The sequence below is a fragment of the Sphingobacterium sp. BIGb0116 genome (assembly GCF_024808035.1).
Lineage (GTDB): Bacteria > Bacteroidota > Bacteroidia > Sphingobacteriales > Sphingobacteriaceae > Sphingobacterium > Sphingobacterium paramultivorum.
The window spans coordinates 138,140-156,808 of the sequence record NZ_JANUDT010000011.1; the positions used below are offsets into that span (position 1 = coordinate 138,140).

Here is an 18,669-nt window from a genome sequence, read left to right on the forward strand (position 1 = left end):
ACTAAAAAAGTGACAAAGTGAATTTCAATAAATAAAAGTCAATCGATTGCGTTATTTGCGCAATCGATTTCGTGACACCGTTGTTTTGTTCCCATAAAATATCCCTCTAATTTAATGGGCTGAACCAGTCAATCTAATACTAAACTGACAGACTCAATTTTACTAACTATTTAATTATGATTTCAAAATTTACAAGTAACCAAAAGGTAAGCCTGCTTGCTATTGCTCTTCTTGTTGCGTCTTCGCAAAGTTTGTGGGCCGCAGAAATGCCGATTGCATTTAAACATACAGCAAATGAGGCCACGCAGAACCAAGTTACCGGGAAAGTAACTGCAGAAGATGGTCCTCTTGCGGCTGCGACTGTTTCGGTCAAAGGGACATCGGTATCAACATCTACAGATGCAAAGGGAACATTTGCTATTCGAGCTAAAGCTGGAGATATTTTGCTTGTTAGTAGCGTTGGCTACAAAACCAAAGAAGTGACAGTTACAGGAACGACCCTATCCATTCAGCTGGAAAGTAATAATGAGGCTTTGGAGGAAGTGGTCGTTGTGGGATTTGCTAAACAAAAGAAGGTAAATTTAACCGGTGCAGTACAGGCGATCACGTCAAAAGATCTACAGGATCGTCCGGTTACCAATGTATCTTCTGCGATCCAGGGTAAATTTTCGGGTGTAACGATTACCCAAAATTCAGGACAGCCCGGTAAAGACAACGGTACGATCCGTATTCGTGGGCTGGGTACCATCAATAATGCGAATCCGCTTGTTATTGTCGATGGAATAGAAAGCTCGATGAATAATATCAACCCCAACGATATTGAAAGTGTTTCGGTATTGAAAGACGGACCTAGTGCAGCAATTTATGGCTCTAAGGCTGCAAACGGGGTTATCTTGATTACGACCAAAAAGGGCGGTAGTGGCAAGCCGCAATTGAATTATACAGGCTATGCCGGTATTCAGGATCCAACACGTCTACCGGAGTATATGAACTCTTATGACCATGCTGTTATCTTAAATGAAGCCCTTAAAAATGAAGGGAAGACACAGCGTTTTTCCCAGCAGGATCTTGAACTTTTCAAAAATGGATCTGATCCGGACGGTCATCCCAATACGGATTGGTTAGGACTGCTCTACAAAGGATCGGGCTTTCAACAATCACATAATTTGCAGGTCACAGGTGGAACAGAAGATGTGCAATATATGGCTTCGGGAGGCTACTTAGGACAAAAAGGCGTTATCAAGGTAGCGAGCTCTGACCGTTATAATTTACGCACAAATGTTGGTGCAAAAGTATCTTCAAGACTTCGATTTGATTTAGGACTGGCGTATAATTATCAACGCATCACCGAACCCGTAAACCCCTATACCGGTGATATGGCGCAGATCTTTAGACAGGTAAACCGTATTCCTAGTTTTATTCCTTATAAATACAGCAATGGCGTATATGGTCGTGGTAGCGATGGTAACCCAATTGCTTGGATGGATCTCGAAGCCAAGGATAATATGACCTATAAACATACACAGGTCAATTTCTCCGGCGAATTTCAGATTATGGATGGACTGAAGATCAAACAGGTTGTAGGCTTTCAACCGATTGACAATATGTCTTCCAAATTTGTCAAAGACATCCAATACTATGCGCCAAATGGTGATTTGGGACCTAAGCAAGGGGTGAATAATTTGACTGTTTATAACTTCCAATCCGAACGATTGACTTTTCAAACCTTGATGACCTATGACAAAAAGATTGGTAACCATCAGATCAATGTTTTAGGCGGTTTTATGGATGAAACATTCCGTGCGGATTACTCCAGTGCTTATGCACAAGGTTTCTTAAATAATGATTTTTCGGAACTGAATTTGGGTAGCAAGGACGGAATGAAAGTCGATGGAGGAGCCAAAAAGCTAATATTACGCTCTTTCTTCGGTCGTATCAATTATGCATTTGCGGACAAGTACCTATTGGAAGCCAATGTGAGACGTGATGGAACATCGCGATTCTTGGGAAGCAATCGTTGGAGTACATTCCCGTCGTTTTCAGCCGGCTGGCGTATTTCTCAGGAAGATTTCTTTAAAGAATCTTCTTTGTCCGATGTAATCTCAGAATTGAAATTAAGAGGCGGTTGGGGTAAACTAGGAAACCAACAATTAGCGGCAACATCAGACAATTCATATCCTTCTTCCGACGCTTATTATCCAGGCTTATTTACCATTACTCCTGGTTATAACTATTCTTTTGGTGGTGAGATTAGTTCCGGTGGGGCCATCGTAGAATCGGCAAACCCAATATTAAAATGGGAGTCAACGACAAGTACCAATATTGGTCTAGACCTGAACTTCAAAAATAATCTGGGCTTTGTATTTGAATACTTTGACCGTAAAACTGATGGCGTGTTATTAAAACTGCCTGTATCAAACTTATATGGTCTTCCAGCACCTTACCAAAATGCAGGGAAAGTGCAAAATAATGGGGTAGAGCTACAAGTAAATTATCAAAATAGTATCGGAGATTTCAAATATAGCATTGCCGCAAACGGTTCTTATATCAACAACCAGATCAAAAAATGGGCTAGTGACGAACCTCAGGTCAATGGAACTTTCTATATCTATGAGCAGGGACGACCAATCCGTTCGTTTTATGGCTACGAAACTGCTGGAATCTATCGTTCGGACGAAGAATATAAAAACAGTGGCATTCAAGGTGTGAACGGAACTGTAGGTGCTGGTGATATTATCTATAAAGATCAGAATGGCGATAAAAAAATCGATGGAAATGACCGTGTATATCTAGGTTCGCCTGATCCAAAATTTATCTTTGGTCTGACCTCCAATATGAGTTATAAAAACTTTGATCTGAGCCTATTCTTCCAAGGTGCGGCTAAAGTACAGGGCTATCTTTGGGGTGAAGCCATTGGCGGTATCTCGGGATCGGATAAACCGACAACCATTTTTGCCGATCGTTTCAATGCAGAGACCAATCCAAACGGATCTATGCCGAGGGCGTTGACCAGTTGGTCACAAAATAGCCCTTCAGGCACTCCTTCCGATTTCTGGATCCAGAATGCAAGTTATGTCCGCTTGAAGAATATCACCTTCGGTTATACCTTACCAAAAACGTTTACGGATAGAATCGGTATTAAGGGGGCTAAAGTATACTATAGTGGACAAAATCTCTTGACTTTTACCGGATTTGCTAAAGGATTTGATCCGGAGGCTCCAGCGGATTCTAGAGGTAATTACTACCCACAGGTGAAAACAAATGTGTTTGGTCTTAACGTAAACTTTTAATTGAAAATCATGAAACTTAGAAATATAACGATTGCATTGAGCGTAGCCACCTTACTGTTCTCTTGTCAAAAACTTGATCAGGAACCGTTGGATGCATATAATGCCGATAATTTTTGGAAAACGGAAGCTGAAACCGATTTTGCTGTAACAGGTTTGTACAGTGGTACAAGGGGAAGTGACGGTAAGCTGGCCGAAGGATCTGCTTGGGAAGACGGTACCCAGATCTTTTACATGGACTGTACGTCGGATAACTCCAATAGTGATTTCCCTTGGGAAGGATTCCAGGCTTTAGGAAATGGCACCGCAACACCGACAAACTCTGGAAATGCAGAGGCACGCTATACGTACGAGCATATCCGTCGTGCCAATTACATCCTTGAAAATATTGAAAAATCGCCGGTTAATGCTGAAAAGAAGAAGCGGCTGACCGCCGAAGTACGCGTTATACGAGCATACAAGTATTTTGATATGGCCACCTTATTTGGGGGAGTACCTATCATTACGAAAACTTTGACTACAGAAAATTCGTTTGTGCCTGCAAATACGCAAAAGGAAGTATTGGAATTTGTGGAAAAAGAATTGAAAGAAGCTGCTGCAGATTTGTCGTTTGCTAAGGGAGGCGGCCGTATGTCCAAAGGTGCTGCCCTTGGTTTATTGGCGCGCTGTTATGCTTTTGAGAAGAAATACCAGGATGTCATCAATACAACACAGGAGATCATTTCTTCGGCTAATTATAAATTATTCGATGATTATGCGACCTTATTTGAAGAGGCAAATGAAAATAACAGTGAGGTCATGATGACTATCGAATATTTGGTAAATATTCAAGGATATACTTCACTTGGTATTATGCTGCCCAATTCAATGGGAGGATGGGGTTCTATTGTACCAACACAGAGTCTGGTAGATGCTTACGAAACTGCCGATGGGCAGACTATTGGCGAGTCAAAATCTTATGACCCTGCCAGTCCATATGAAAAAAGAGATTCACGCCTGGGCGCAACAATTGTTTACCCAGGAGCACTGTACAATGGTAAATATTTCGATCCATTAAATCCGAAATCGGAAGATTATCCATCTGGTCCAGATAATGCATCTAGCACAGCTTACAACTATAAAAAATATATCCAAAATCCGGGCAGTTATGCGAACATTTGGAACGTAGGTGCCAACATTATTGTGATGCGTTATGCCGAAATGCTTTTGTTAAATGCGGAAGCAAAGATTGAATTGGGGATTATCGATAATACCGTATATGATAATATCGATCTGGTTCGCCAGCGCGCTAAGATGCCAAAAGTAGACAAATCCGTATACAGTGGCCAGAGCAAACTGCGTGAATTGGTACGTCGTGAGCTGCGTGTAGAATTCGCCGGAGAAGGACGTCGTCGCTTTGATATTATTCGTTGGGGAATAGCCAAAGACGTAATGAACGGTCCTGTAAATGGCGCGCTGTCCAAAGGTACGGTGGATCCTAAAACAGGCAAGGTTACTTATACTTCGTTAACTGATCGTTTTTTCTCTGAAAATAGATCGTTCAAAGCTGGAAAAAATGAATTGTGGCCAATTCCACAAGCTGTCATCGACAATAGTAAAGGAACGTTGAAGCAAAATGTAGGGTATTAATTTTCTCCTGCTATATTTTTTACGAAGCAAGCAAGCAAGCAAGCAAGCAAGCAAGCAAGCAAGCAAGCAAGCAAGCAAGCAAGCAAGCAAGCAAGCAAGCAAGCAAGCAAGCAAGGCGGTTAAGTGATATACTCACTTAACCGCCTTTTTATTGTCATGTTATATTTCTAATTTTTTTGTGTAATTTTTTGTGGAAAAAGAAAAAATGATCATCTTATATTAAAATATATCCTACTTTAGCGTGATACGCAGTAGATAGATCAATTATGAATTATATAAACTAAGATAAATGAGAAGTGTTCTATGCGCACTTGCGGTAACGATTGTCCTAATCCTATCGTTTAATAAACTTGTTTATGATGATATGCCCGTAGCTAACGCTACGATAGTATTAACCGAAGTAAATCGTCATAAACAAGACGTCAAAAGTATCTTAATGACCGATAGTAATTTTTCGGATTTAAGTTTTTTTGATACTATGCTGAAAAACAATAGAATCCTGATGTTGGGCGAAATGATGCACAATGATGGCGAAACTTTTAAAGCGAAAGCCAGGATCATCCGTTACCTCCACGAACATCTGGATTATGATGTTGTTTTATATGAAGCAGGGCAGTATGATATGTGGATGATGAATGCACAGATGGATACCCTGATGGATAAGTCGCAGGAAAAAACGATCGGCGGTACCGGACTATTTGACTTCTGGTGGCAAAATCAGGAAAATCAACCCCTCTTAACGTATTATAAAAAAACAAAATCAACAGAGCATCCAATGATCCTCGGCGGATTTGATATCCAATTTTCAGGCAGGGGCTTATCAAATATACGCGTAAAATTATTGGAAGATTTTCTGCTTAAAAATGGGATAGATTCGACCAAATATCCGTTATTGAAAAAAAATAGCAACAGGCTGGAGTATCTAACTTATGAACCTTTTGCCAGTAAACGGCTCAATGCGAACGAAAAAAAACAGCTCCTGGCAGAACTGGATGAGTTGAACCGTAGGATCCGCAGCGGCGTAAAAGACTCGGAGCATCTGATCTATAGCCGATATCTGTCTGATATGAAGCACAACTTTGACAAATCTTGGCGCTATAAAACTGGGTCGATGCAGAGCATGCATTTTAGAGATTCACTGATGGCGGAAAATCTAACCTATCAGATCGATTCGCTTTACGCCGGCAAAAAGATTATCGTCTGGTGTGCCAATATCCATAGCTTTTCTGCGCCGTACAATAAAGATTATCGGCCCCTCGGGACTTATCTAAAACGTAAATACGGCGCTCAAGCGTATAGCCTGGACTTTACTTCCTATGGACGATACGATAAAACTGGCCGTGTTGTCGATAGAGTGGGTAAGTTGGCCGTGGAAAATGTATTTCATGCCACTAAATCACCCTATTTCTTTTTGGATCTTCGTCAGTTGCCCAACAATAGCATGTTAAAACAGCGTTTTAGTTCAGTCATTAATCAGGGGATTGATGAAGAAAGAAAATGGCACGAGTTTATCGATGGCATTTTCTATATCGATATCAATAAAGATCCAATTTACCGCTAACAGCATGGAAAGTATCTTAACACAACAACTTAGCTTTAAAATAGGCGCAAAAACAATCTTGGATAATATTAGCCTACAAGTCCCAGACAGGAGTATTTATGGATATCTCGGCCGAAATGGGGCGGGAAAATCCACAACAATCAAATTGCTTTTAGGTCTTTTGGAGGATCAGGCAGATACGATTTTTATTCAGGGAAATAGTCTAAAAGCGCATCCCACAGGTGTTTATGCCAATGTTGGAAACTTGATTGAGGCCCCATGCTATTATACGAAATTGACCGTTTTTGAAAATTTAAAGTACTTGGATATCATCCACAAAAAAGGCAACAAACGCATTGATGAAGTATTGGAAATGGTAGATCTTCATCGGGAAAAGAAGAAAAAAGCCAGTGCCCTGTCCATGGGGATGAAACAGCGGCTGGGAATAGCGATGGCGATTTTTCATGATCCGCAATTGCTTATCCTGGACGAACCATTAAATGGTCTCGATCCACAGGGAATTGTCGAAATGCGCAATTTGTTTTGTCATCTCAACGAACAGGGAAAAACGATCTTTCTTTCGAGTCATATTTTGAGTGAGCTTGAAAAAATAGCGACACACATTGGTATCATTGAAGGTGGGAAAATGATTTTCCAGGGAACCAAACAGGAGTTGCTGGGACAGGTTGACCGAGAGGTGTACCTACGTACAGCCAGCCCCGAAGCAACGGCTTCGGTTTTGCGAAATAGCGGGTTTTCTGGTGTTAAAATCGATGGAGAAAGCGTTGCCGTCACTATCGGCGATGATCTGCAATTTGGTCTTATGATCAAATCTTTGGTCGAAAAGCAGATTGATATTTATGGATTGGAATCCCGTAGTGCTGATCTTGAACAAATTTTTATAAACCTAATCGCTCGTGTAAATGGCTAATACATGCTATACCGCTTTCTTGTCGGAAAAGTACAAACTCCTACGCAATAGGGAGATTTTTGGGGTACTAATCGTCCCTATGGTGCTCGTTTTTGCGATTGCCGGTTATATTATTTATGATGTTATAGATTCAGGAGGGGCAGTGGCGGTTCCTAACCCTTGGAAACTTCTGCTTGGCCGATATGTTTTTCAGTTTTTTTACCTGCTCTATCCCATCCTTGTCGCTTTATTCGTCTATGCCTGTTGTGATGTCGAGTATAAGAATAACAATTATAAAATACTCTTTACCCTACCCATCAGTAAATCGAATATTTTCTTTTCCAAAGCCGTCTTTATCCTGCTGACCTTACTGTTTTCAATACTTTTTGCTTACGCTGCATTTCTGATCAGTGGTTATCTGCTCAGCCTGATTTACCCCGTACTGGGGTTTCAGAATTATGATTTTAGGGTCGTAATCTTTTATACGTTTTTGAAACTTTTTATTACGCTCTCGGCTATCGCTATGATTCAGCTTGCCCTAAGCCTATTGTTCAGAAGCTTTATCTACCCAATTGGAGTAGGCATGTTTATGTTGGTCTTTTCCGTGCTTGTCGCACAGAAAAGTTTTTCGGATTTTATCCCTTATACAGGTGCCTATAATGCGGTAATGAATATCTTATCCGAGAATGATTCCTTTGCACGGCTAGACTACAGCAACTTACTGATGCTCGTCATATTTCTATTGATCAGTTTTTACTTATTCAAGCGGAAAGGACAGTTTTAATTTGTATGCACACCTGATCGGCTATTTTTTGTCAAGTTCTTTTTTATAAGTACTTGGGGACTGGCCATATTTCTTTTTAAAGGCCGAAGCGAAATAGGATGCTGAGGAAAAACCGACACTGCTAAATATTTCGTTGATGTTTAGTCCTTCAGCCATAAGGCTTTTGGCTTTCTTTAATCTTCGCTCGATAATGTAATCATTGACGCTGCAGTCAAGCAACTGTTTGACTTTACGGTAGAGCTGCACGCGGGAGAGATGAAGCTCGTTGGCAATGCCATCGACACTCAATCGCGGGTCTGATAATTTGGATTCGACAATCGCTGAGAAATTGTTCAGAAAACGTCTATCGTTATCATTGACCTGCTCAGCTTGAGCGCTATCAAACTGTTCCACATTGCTGCTGTATTTTTCTTTAAGCTGATGGCGTGACTGTAGGATGTTTGAAATCCGTGTCCGCAGTAATTCGGCATTGAAAGGTTTAGTAATGTAGTCATCGGCCATTAATTTACTTCCTTCGAGCATCGTATCTTCATTGGCGAGCGCACTCAGTAAGATGACAGGAATATGTGCGGTCTGATAAAATGCTTTGATGTCCTTTAGAATATCCAGACCGCTACCATCGGGAAGCATAATATCCGTAATGACTAGATCTGGAAAATGTGTTTTCAACATCCCATTGGCTTGTTGCACATCTTTTGCCAGGAAAAGATTGTAATCCCTTTCTAAGAGGGAGCGGAGATAATCTCTGATTTCATCATTATCTTCGACGACCATAATACTTTTTGATTTGTTGGATCGAAAAGAAAGATTGTTGTCTACCATCTTTCGTGTGGCGTCCAATAGGTCGTCTTGTTGAAACAGCGGTTTTTCTCCTTTGTCGAAATCGGCCAGTTCAGCAGGCTCGTAGTGACTATTTCCAATTGGCATACGTAGGGTGAATATCGACCCATGGCCGGGTTTGCTACTCACAGTGATTTGGCCATGATGCAGTTCGATGATCTGTTTGGTGTAGGAGAGGCCGATTCCGGAGCCATTACGACTACTGGCGCCCTGATAAAAAGGATCAAAAATATGCTCAATATCACTTGGGGCAATCCCCAGGCCATTATCCAATACACGTAGATAGAAATAGTCTTTGAAATTGTTTTCTTCCAATATAATTTCAATTCTGCCACTTGTCGCCGTATGTTTGATCGCGTTGGACAATAAATTGGATAATACCTGTTCCATGAGGTATTCGTCCATCCAAACCTCTTTCAAGCTTGTTTTGTTGACATAACTGACGGAGATCCTGTTTTTCTTAAATAAGGGTTTGAAACTACCTATTACCTGCTGAATAAATGGGTCAATGTAAACGATGGCCGCATGTAGCTTAATCTTCGATTTACTGATGCGATGGATATCAATGAGGTCGCTGACCAAACGTTGTAGTTTTTTTGCATTCCGTTTGATCCGTGACAACTGTTCTCTGACCTCTTCGGTAAGATCTTTTCGTAATTCAAGGTCCTCGATAGGCGCGATGATAAGGGTCAGCGGGGTTTTAAATTCATGCGAGATATTGGTGAAGAAATTATTTTTGATTTCTGCCGCTTGCTGAATTTGACTGTTCATTTCGACGATCTGTTTTTGTTGCGCAAGAATCTCGCTATTCTGGATTTCCAGGTGTTTGTTCTTTTCCCAGTTGCTCCTGATCACGATAATAGAAATTCCCCCAAAGACAACAGCTAGCACCAAGCTAACGACCAATACATTAAGAACGGACTTTTGGCTTTGGTAAATCTTATTCTGTTCCGTAATGAACTCTTGCCTTTTGTCAATATCGAGCTGCTGTTGTTTTATTTTATCCGACTGCAGGGCAAGCAACTCCGCGTTGGTTTTATCGATGACAGAGGTTGCGAGTATATTCTCGCGGCGATAGTTTTGGTGGTTGATGATAGCCAAGGCCGTTCGAATGGCTTCTGCCCCGCCAGTGGGGTAGAGTATGGAAGCAAACATTTTGCCCTGTATGATCTGTTCAAGGCCATTTCCGGGACCAGGAAGAGCATCAACCCCAATTATCTTAATGTCCTTTTTGATCTGGGCTTCGTCCAATGCTTTTTTTACCCCCATGGCCATCTGATCATTGAATGTAAAGATGATATCACTCTGGCTCATGACGTTTATATGCTTACGCATTTCCAGATAGGCTTTATTTTTCTCCCAGCCGCCGTGAATGACGCCGCTCACCTGAAGCGCTGTGGCATCTCCAATTTGCTGCATAAAGCCTTTTTCACGCTCTATTGAAGCCGAGGTGCCCGATAGCCCTGTGACTAATCCGACCGAACCCTTTCCTTGTAAAATTGTACGGCTATATTGACCGGCCAGTTTCCCGATGGCGAGATTGTCGGCGCCCACATAAGCATTATATTGGCCGGAGGACGTCTTACGGTCTGTTACGATGACAGGTATATTGCGTTGGAATACAGAATCCACAATTGGCGTGAGTGGCTCGGCCTCATTTGGGGATACAATCAGAAGATCGATATCCTGTTTGACTAATTCGCGAATTTGATTGATCTGTACATTATTGTCGCCATGTGCGTCGCGATAAAGAAAGTCAATATCGGGATTGAAGGAAAGTTCCCTTTTCATTTCCTCGAGCATCGTTTGTCGCCAGGCATCGTTTCCGATACACTGCGAAAAAGCGATGACCTGCTTTTTCTTCCGGACCATTGGTTGACATCCACAAAAAAGAAGCAAGGTCAATATGCCACTAAAAATGAAATATTTTCCCATGATTTTTTTCCCTTAAATATCCGAATATACATTATTTAGATTTTTTGGGGTAACAGTGGTCGTGTTAGTGTATATTTTACACTTAAATAGGAGCCTTCAAAAATGTATCATTTTCTAAATTTTCTGTTTAAAAAGTGAAAGTTTTGAAAAGTGAAGTGAGTGTAAGTGTTAGATTTTTAGTGTTTTAGTGTTTTTTGAAAAATGTTACATAAATAAATGTTTTTGCAAAGTCCAAATTTAAGTTAAGATGAAGCACGTGTTAAATTTGGATTAATCAATTATAGATCATCACATGAACAAAAACACGGTATTAGCTTGGTCCTTTGTAGTGGCTTTAGGCGGATTTTTATTTGGATTTGATACAGCGGTTATTTCGGGAGCAGAAAAGGCCGTTCAGGAGCACTGGCATTTAAGTGAGTTTCAGCATGGACTGACAATGGCCATCGCCTTGATAGGGACAGTTGTCGGGGCAGCATTAGGTGCACTGCCTTCCGATAAATTAGGCCGTAAAAATACCTTATTTGCTGTTGCAGCCCTTTACTTTATTTCAGCGATTGGTAGTGCACTGGCGAATGACTGGACGATATTTATTTTATTCCGCTTTTTGGGTGGCATAGGAGTTGGCGTCTCTTCGGTAACGGCACCAATCTATATATCAGAAATCTCCCCGGCAGCATCTCGGGGTAAGTTGGTAGGGCTTTTTCAATTCAACGTTGTATTAGGTATTTTGATAGCCTATTTGTCCAATTATTTTATCGGTCAGGTTGGCGAAGAGTCCTGGCGCTGGATGCTGGGGGTACAGTGCTTTCCGTCGTTGTTATTCTTCTGTTTGATCTTCCTCATTCCGGAAAGTCCGAGATGGTTGCTGCTGCACAGGGGGAATTTGGCCGAGGCAACACGAATTATGAAAAAAATTAATTCGGATGGTTACGAGCTGGAGATTTCAAAAATTCAGGAGTCCAAAAACAATTCCACAGGAGAAGGCAAACTCTTCGTTCGCGAAAATGCCAAACCTATTTTATTGGCCTTTTGTTTTGCGCTGTTCAATCAAGTTTCAGGTATCAACGCGATTATATATTATGCGCCCCGTGTATTTGAAATGGCTGGCCTGGGCTCGCAGAGTTCATTGCTTTCGACAGTTGGTATAGGGGTTGTCAATTTTATTTTTACGTTGCTGGCGATCAATTTCATCGATAAGGTGGGCAGAAGAAAATTAATGTTGGTGGGCTCGATCGGGCTGATTGTTTCATTGGCACTCGTTTCACATGCTTTTTATACCAACCAGACGACGGGTTTTGCGATCACAATCTATCTGATGAGTTTCATTGCTTTTTTCGCATTCTCGCAAGGTGCGGTGATTTGGGTGTTTATTTCGGAAATTTTTCCGAATGATGTACGCGCCAAAGGGCAGACATTTGGTAGCTTGACACATTGGGTGATGGCGGCGATTATCACTTTTTGTTTTCCAGCCTTGACAGAAATGCTCGGCGGCGGTGGTACCTTCTTGATCTTTGCCCTATTTATGGTGCTGCAGCTTGTTTATGTGCTTAAGTTTATGCCGGAGACAAAAGGGAAATCATTGGAAGATCTTGGGCATACCATCAATCTACATTAGTCTTTAGCTGGACTACACTAATAGGTGTCGGAGTAGCCATGACGCGACTGGCGCCTATCTAAAGTTATTTAATCAAAGACAATGTGATAGCATGTTGTGTGTTTCTATTGTCAACATTGAATTTAAAGGGAAATATAATAATCAATTTGTTACTTGGTTTTTGGCGCTCGGCCGAAGCTTTGTAAAAAAAGGAGAAAATATGAAAAACGGAGATAAATCAATACAGGGTATTTGTTTTGGCGAGGTTCTTTGGGACAATCTTCCTACAGGTAAAAAATTAGGCGGTGCGCCTTTGAATGTGGCTTATCACCTCAATAAATTGGGGGTTACGACGCGTATGCTAACGCGCATAGGGCGTGACGATAATGGTTACGAGCTGCGTAACGTATGTGAAGATCTGGGTATCCCGACCGATTTCTTCCAGTACGATGACTTGTTACCAACTTCAACAGTAGAGGTTTCGATCGATGCAAAACGCGACGTGCATTACGATATCGTTTATCCTGTAGCTTGGGATAGAATAGCGGTGGACAATGTTGTTCTTGAGGCAGTTGCGGCGGTGAATTTTTTGGTGTATGGTAGTCTGGCCTGTCGGGATGAAGTAAGTTTTCAAAGCTTGCTATTATTGCTGGAAAAAGCCCGCTTCCGGGTGATGGATGTCAACCTGCGTACACCTTATTTTGGTCCGGAAAAAATACATAAACTGTTGGGATACGCTGATTTTGTGAAAATGAATGCCGAGGAACTGCATGTTATTTCCGACTGGAATGGCGCGACGGATACCTATACCGATCAGCAGCGTGTAGACTTGATCATGGAGCGTTTTGCAGTTCAGGAGGCAATTGTAACCTATGGTGCAGATGGAGCGGTATATCATTATAAAAAAGACAATATCAGTTATCATTTTCCAGCCTTGAAAGTTCAGGTAGAAGATACCATCGGAAGTGGTGATTCTTTTTTGGCGGCTTTCCTGACCAAAAGGTTTCAGATGCAGGAAGGTGTTCAGCTGGAGGAAGTACTGGAATTTGCGGCCACCTTAAGTGGATTTGTGACACAGAGCCGGGGGGCTTGTCCTGAATATAACGATGAGGTCATCAATCGATTCCAATGGTTGCATCCGATCTTCAATGGAGCTCAGAAGCAACAGTAGGTAAACTGCTTCTTTACGAAGCAGTTTACCCGCTATCATAATCAAATAATCAATCTAAATCATTAACCATTTACTTATAACCAATTATGTTTACAAGACAGAAAGCAATGCTGCTCCCGTCTTTGGCACTTTTTTCTGTTGTCGCATTTGCGCAACAGACTGAAATCCGGGGAAGAATTACGGATAGTGGGACAGCAGCACCTATAGTAGGGGCATCTTTAGTGGTGAAGGGAACCACAATAGCCACCAAGACAAATGAAAAGGGAGAATTTGTCCTTCAGACTTCGGGCAATCAGGGTACATTGGAAATAAGCTATGTCGGCTATGCCTCCCAGGCGATTGCTGTAGCAGGAAGAAAGTTCCTCGATATTCAGCTTGCGCCTACCGAAAAGGGGCTCGATGAAGTGGTCGTTACAGGATATCAAACAGAACGGAAGAAGGATTTGACGGGTGCAGTGAGTGTTGTTAATGTTGCTGAGATGATGAAGGCTCCGGAAAATAACCCGATGAAAGCGCTGCAAGGAAGAGTAGCTGGTATGACAGTAACTTCGGATGGTAGTCCGAGTGGAGCGGCAACAGTGCGCATGCGCGGAATCAGTTCCATCAACAGTAGTCAGGATCCCTTGTATGTCATTGATGGAACCCCCACACAGGGAGGAATGCATGAACTCAATTCGAATGATATCGAAAGTATTCAGGTTTTAAAGGACGCTTCTTCGGCGAGTATCTATGGCTCACGCGCAGCGAATGGTGTTATTGTCATCACGACAAAAAAAGGAAAGATAGGTGCCCCTAAACTTACAGTAGACGCCTATGCCACCAGTACGCATTTTAATAATCGCATGAAAGTGCTGGATGCCCAACAATATGGTCGTGCATTGTGGCAGGCCACCATCAATAATGGTGGAAACCCTAACGGAAATAATATTGGTTATCAGTTTGAATGGAATAACGACGCAAATGGCGTACCTCAGCTCAATACTGTTTTTGTTTCCAAGTATATCGACCGTGAACATACCATGTACGCTTCCGATACCGATTGGTTTAAGGAAGTTTCAAAACCGGGATTGCAACAATCTTACAATGCGACATTAAGCTCCGGTACAGAAAAATCCAGTTCCTTTTTCTCCTTAGGTTATTTGCACAACAATGGGACACTCCGTTACACGGATTTCCAGCGGATATCAGCCCGGATGAATGCCGATTATAAATTATTCGATGGACGTTTGGTGGTGGGCGAGAATTTTACGGTAAACAATACCGGTGAAGTGCAGGTACCTGGCGATGTGCTTGACCTTTCGTTAAAAGCATTGCCCATTATTCCTGTCCATACAGTAGATGGAATAGGATGGGGTGGGCCAGCATTGGGGATGAACGACCGCCATAATCCCATGCGTGTACTTTACGACAACCGGAACAATAAATATAATTATTGGCGGTTGTTTGGAAATGCCTATGCCGATCTACAGCTTATAAAAGGTTTGCATGTCCGCACCAGTTACGGCTTGGATTATAGTAATTTTTACAAACGTAATTTGGAAGTATCCTATCGTTCGGGATTTATGAATAGCAGCCGGAGTGGGGTTAATATGGAACAGTCCCATGGGATGAAGTGGACCTGGTCCAATACGGCGACTTATCGGAAAGAGATTGATAAACATACCTTAGATGTGCTTGCCGGTATGGAAATGAACCGTCAGAATGATATCAATTTTAATGCCTATACTGCCGGAGATGGCGCCTTTGCCATAGAGACACCTGAGTATATGTGGCCAGGTGTGAGTACGGGCACAGCGGCAGTAGGTGGTGGCTCTACGGGATTCTCGCTGTTATCCTATTTTGGAAAGGCCAATTATTCCTATGATGACCGCTATCTGGCATCCTTCACCGTGCGACACGATGGCTCTTCCCGCTTCGGTAAAAATAACCGCTTTGCAACTTTCCCGGCGGTAACAGCGGGGTGGCGGATTTCGTCCGAGCGTTTTATGGCAAGTACAAAAAACTATATTTCGGACCTCAAGCTGCGTGTTGGATGGGGGCAGACAGGTAACCAGGGCATAGGCAATCTGGCTACCTATGCGCTGTTCGTCCCCGAATATGGTGTTGCTGATCCCACATGGAACATCGTGGATGGCACAGCCTACGATCTTTGGGGCGCAGGAACGGGAAAATTACCGTCGGGATATCGCAAAATCCAAACAGAAAACAATGACCTGAAATGGGAAACCACAACGCAGACGAATATCGGTTTGGACTTTTCATTGTTTAATCAAAGTCTATATGGTTCGATTGACTGGTATGTCAAAGCAACCAAAGATATGTTGATCAATCCAGCCTATATCGGTGTGGTCGGAGAGGGCGGTTACCGTTGGGCGAATGGTGCCTCCATGGAAAATAAAGGTTTGGACCTATCGGCTGGATATCGCAATAAAACATCGTTTGGACTGGATTATGATGTGATGGCTGTGTTCTCTACCTATAAAAACAAGGTGACACATTTGCCCGAAGCGGTAGAAAACTCCTATGGAGGTCGTCAGGGGGATAATATTATCGGCCGGCCGCTGGGATCATTCTATGGCTATGTCACCGACGGTATTTTTCAGAATCAGGACGAAGTGGATGCGCACGTCAATCAGACCGGTAAGGGGATAGGGCGTTTACGTTACGTCAACGTCTATGATGCGGACAAGCAGATTACGGATATGGACCGTACCTGGATCGGTAGTCCACATCCTGATTTTTCCTATAGTCTCAATATTGTGCTGAAATATAAAGGGTTTGACCTATCGGCATACTTTCAGGGTGTACAGGGGATAGATGTCGAAAACTGGCTGAAAAAGCAAACAGACTTCTGGAGCGTGGATGACGTCAATTCCAATAAAGGCCTGCGGTTGCTGAATGCATGGACACCACAAAATCCAACGTCGACGATTCCGGCCTTACAAACGACAAACAACAATGACGAGGGCCGCCTGTCAAATTACTTTATCGAGAATGGATCTTATATGAAACTCCGGAATCTATCTCTGGGTTATACCTTGCCAACAGCAACAGCCTCACGTCTGCGTATGAGCCGGCTAAGGATCTATGTGACCGGTCAGAACCTATTTACCGTTAAGTCAAAGAATTTTACAGGTGTAGATCCTGAAAATGTAGGTTGGGGGTATCCAATTCCAACGACCTGGACAGCTGGGGTAAATATTGGATTTTAAAAAGGGGAGAAATAAGGCTATACACTTATAAATAATTTATACGGATGAAAAAAATAACCACTAAAATAGCGATACTTATGGTTCTTGCTGGACTACTTCCAGGATGTACCAAATTTTTGGATCAAACACCCAATGGTGTGCTGAGCTCCGATCAGGTTAAGGAGCCAGAACGATTATTGACAGCGACCTATGCCGCTTTGGGCAACGATCATTATGATGTCCCTTTTAGCTTATGGCCCTATGGTACGGTTCGCTCGGACGATGCTTATAAAGGCGGATCGGGACCACAGGATATCCAGACCTTTCATTTTCTTGAGGTCTCAAATAACATTACAACCAATTTCGCGGAGTTGGATAAGTTATGGTTTCAGTTGTACGTTGCGATTTCGCGTGCCAATACGACAATCAAGACCATACAGGAAATGGACAGTTTCGATGGGAAGGAAGAAAAACTGGGTGAAGCACGCTTTCTGCGGGGGCATTTTTACTTTATGCTCAAGATCCTTTTCAAATATGTGCCTTATATCGATGAAAATGTACCAGTAGACAGCTATGAAACCGTATCGAATAGAGCCCTAAGCAACGATGCACTATGGCAAAAGATTGTAGCGGATTTTCAGTATGCGGTAGATCATCTTCCTGCTGTGCAAACGGAGGTCGGTCGGGCCAATCGTACCGCCGCTGCCGCTTATCTCGCCAAAGCTTACCTGTATAAGGGATACCGTCAGGACAATGCCGAACGTAATCTGGTGACGGGTATCGATGCGGGAGATTTGGAAAAGGTTGTACAAAATACGGATATTGTGCTGTCATCGAACCATACGCTGGAAACCGACTTTGCATTTAACTTCTTGCCGGGTAAGTATGAAAATGGGACAGAAGCGCTGTTTTCAGTTCAGTTTTCAAAAGATGACGGGACAAAATTTGGGCGTGTTAACTTTTCTGATGTGCTATCTGTACCTATGGGGGTGGGCTGTTGTGATTTCAATAAACCGAGTCAAAGCCTTGTCAATGCGTTTCGCACAACGGGTAAAGGTCTACCACTGGATAATTATAATGCGTTGAATAGCTTTAATACCTCCGAGAAGTATGACCCGAGGTTATTCCATACAGTTGCAATCCCGGGCTTACCGTACAAGTATAGTAGCAAAAGAACATACGAAGAAAGCTGGAATCGTAATCCGGCGGAGTATGCTGTTTATGCCTCGTTAAAAGAAAATGTAGATCCCGACTGTGATTGTTTCGTCCCCATGGTTCCCTTCTATGCGAATACAAAGAATCGAATTGTATTGCGCTTTGCCGATGTGCTGTTGATGCGGGCAGAGGCGCTTATCGAGCTGCATCGTTCGGCTGAAGCATTGCCATTGATCAATCAAGTGCGTACGCGCGCAAAAAATAGTACCTCACTTACGGGATATGCAAATGATAAAACGCTGATCGAAACCTACAAAAATGGAGATAATATTGTGTGGACCGAAGAAAATGCCCGGAAAGCGTTACGTTGGGAAAGACGCTTGGAGCTTGCAATGGAAAATGGAAGATTCTTTGATCTGGTACGTTGGGGAATTGCAGACCAGGCTATGAATGCTTATTATGATGTAGAAAAGTCACGTCGATCTTATTATTCCTCGGCACATTTTACAGCAGATAGGAATGAATATCTGCCGATTCCCGAAGCACAGATCAGATTAAGTAAGTATTTGTACAAACAAAATCCAGGCTATTAAACAGGCATTTATTGTTGAACGATTAGCATAACCAATTATT

At 42.4% G+C, this 18,669-nt stretch carries 10 protein-coding genes; 9 read left to right on the forward strand and 1 reads right to left on the reverse strand.

What is annotated here, in order from left to right; genetic code table 11:
* Nucleotides 1–176: 176 nt before the first annotated feature.
* The 5 genes from M2419_RS23545 to M2419_RS23565 all read left to right on the forward strand — a co-directional run bounded on the left by M2419_RS23545 (nucleotide 177) and on the right by M2419_RS23565 (nucleotide 8,150).
* Nucleotides 177–3,290 carry a TonB-dependent receptor gene (locus M2419_RS23545; protein ID WP_259255738.1) on the forward strand — a complete coding sequence of 1,038 codons (3,114 nt, stop codon included), beginning with the start codon at nucleotides 177–179 and terminating at the stop codon, nucleotides 3,288–3,290.
* Between the two features lie 9 nt (nucleotides 3,291–3,299).
* Nucleotides 3,300–4,916 (forward strand): RagB/SusD family nutrient uptake outer membrane protein, encoded by a 1,617-nt coding sequence (locus tag M2419_RS23550; RefSeq protein WP_259255739.1) that lies wholly within the window; start codon nucleotides 3,300–3,302, stop codon nucleotides 4,914–4,916.
* Between the two features lie 289 nt (nucleotides 4,917–5,205).
* Nucleotides 5,206–6,477: an erythromycin esterase family protein gene (locus tag M2419_RS23555; RefSeq protein WP_259255740.1), complete on the forward strand. Its 1,272-nt coding sequence runs from the start codon at nucleotides 5,206–5,208 to the stop codon at nucleotides 6,475–6,477.
* A 4-nt stretch (nucleotides 6,478–6,481) separates the two neighbouring features.
* Nucleotides 6,482–7,387: an ABC transporter ATP-binding protein gene (locus M2419_RS23560; RefSeq protein WP_182982444.1), complete on the forward strand. Its 906-nt coding sequence runs from the start codon at nucleotides 6,482–6,484 to the stop codon at nucleotides 7,385–7,387.
* Nucleotides 7,380–8,150: an ABC transporter permease gene (locus M2419_RS23565; RefSeq protein ID WP_182982443.1), complete on the forward strand. Its 771-nt coding sequence runs from the start codon at nucleotides 7,380–7,382 to the stop codon at nucleotides 8,148–8,150. The genes M2419_RS23560 and M2419_RS23565 overlap by 8 nt, the downstream gene beginning before the upstream one ends.
* Nucleotides 8,151–8,171: 21 nt before the next feature.
* Here M2419_RS23565 and M2419_RS23570 read toward each other — a convergent pair whose 3' ends face one another.
* Entirely contained in the window at nucleotides 8,172–10,925 is a 2,754-nt protein-coding gene (locus M2419_RS23570) for a substrate-binding domain-containing protein (RefSeq protein WP_259255741.1), read from the reverse strand.
* A gap of 292 nt (nucleotides 10,926–11,217) precedes the next feature.
* Between M2419_RS23570 and M2419_RS23575 the strand changes: the two genes are divergently transcribed.
* From M2419_RS23575 to M2419_RS23590, 4 genes are all read left to right on the forward strand, one after another.
* On the forward strand, nucleotides 11,218–12,540 hold the full coding sequence (locus M2419_RS23575; RefSeq protein ID WP_159729307.1) for a sugar porter family MFS transporter: 1,323 nt from the start codon (nucleotides 11,218–11,220) through the stop codon (nucleotides 12,538–12,540).
* A 199-nt stretch (nucleotides 12,541–12,739) separates the two neighbouring features.
* Entirely contained in the window at nucleotides 12,740–13,690 is a 951-nt protein-coding gene (locus M2419_RS23580) for a carbohydrate kinase (protein ID WP_259255742.1), read from the forward strand.
* An 86-nt stretch (nucleotides 13,691–13,776) separates the two neighbouring features.
* Complete coding sequence (locus M2419_RS23585) at nucleotides 13,777–16,902, forward strand: TonB-dependent receptor (protein ID WP_259255743.1); 3,126 nt, start codon at nucleotides 13,777–13,779, stop codon at nucleotides 16,900–16,902.
* A gap of 44 nt (nucleotides 16,903–16,946) precedes the next feature.
* Nucleotides 16,947–18,629 (forward strand): RagB/SusD family nutrient uptake outer membrane protein, encoded by a 1,683-nt coding sequence (locus M2419_RS23590; protein ID WP_259255744.1) that lies wholly within the window; start codon nucleotides 16,947–16,949, stop codon nucleotides 18,627–18,629.
* Nucleotides 18,630–18,669: the final 40 nt, after the last annotated feature.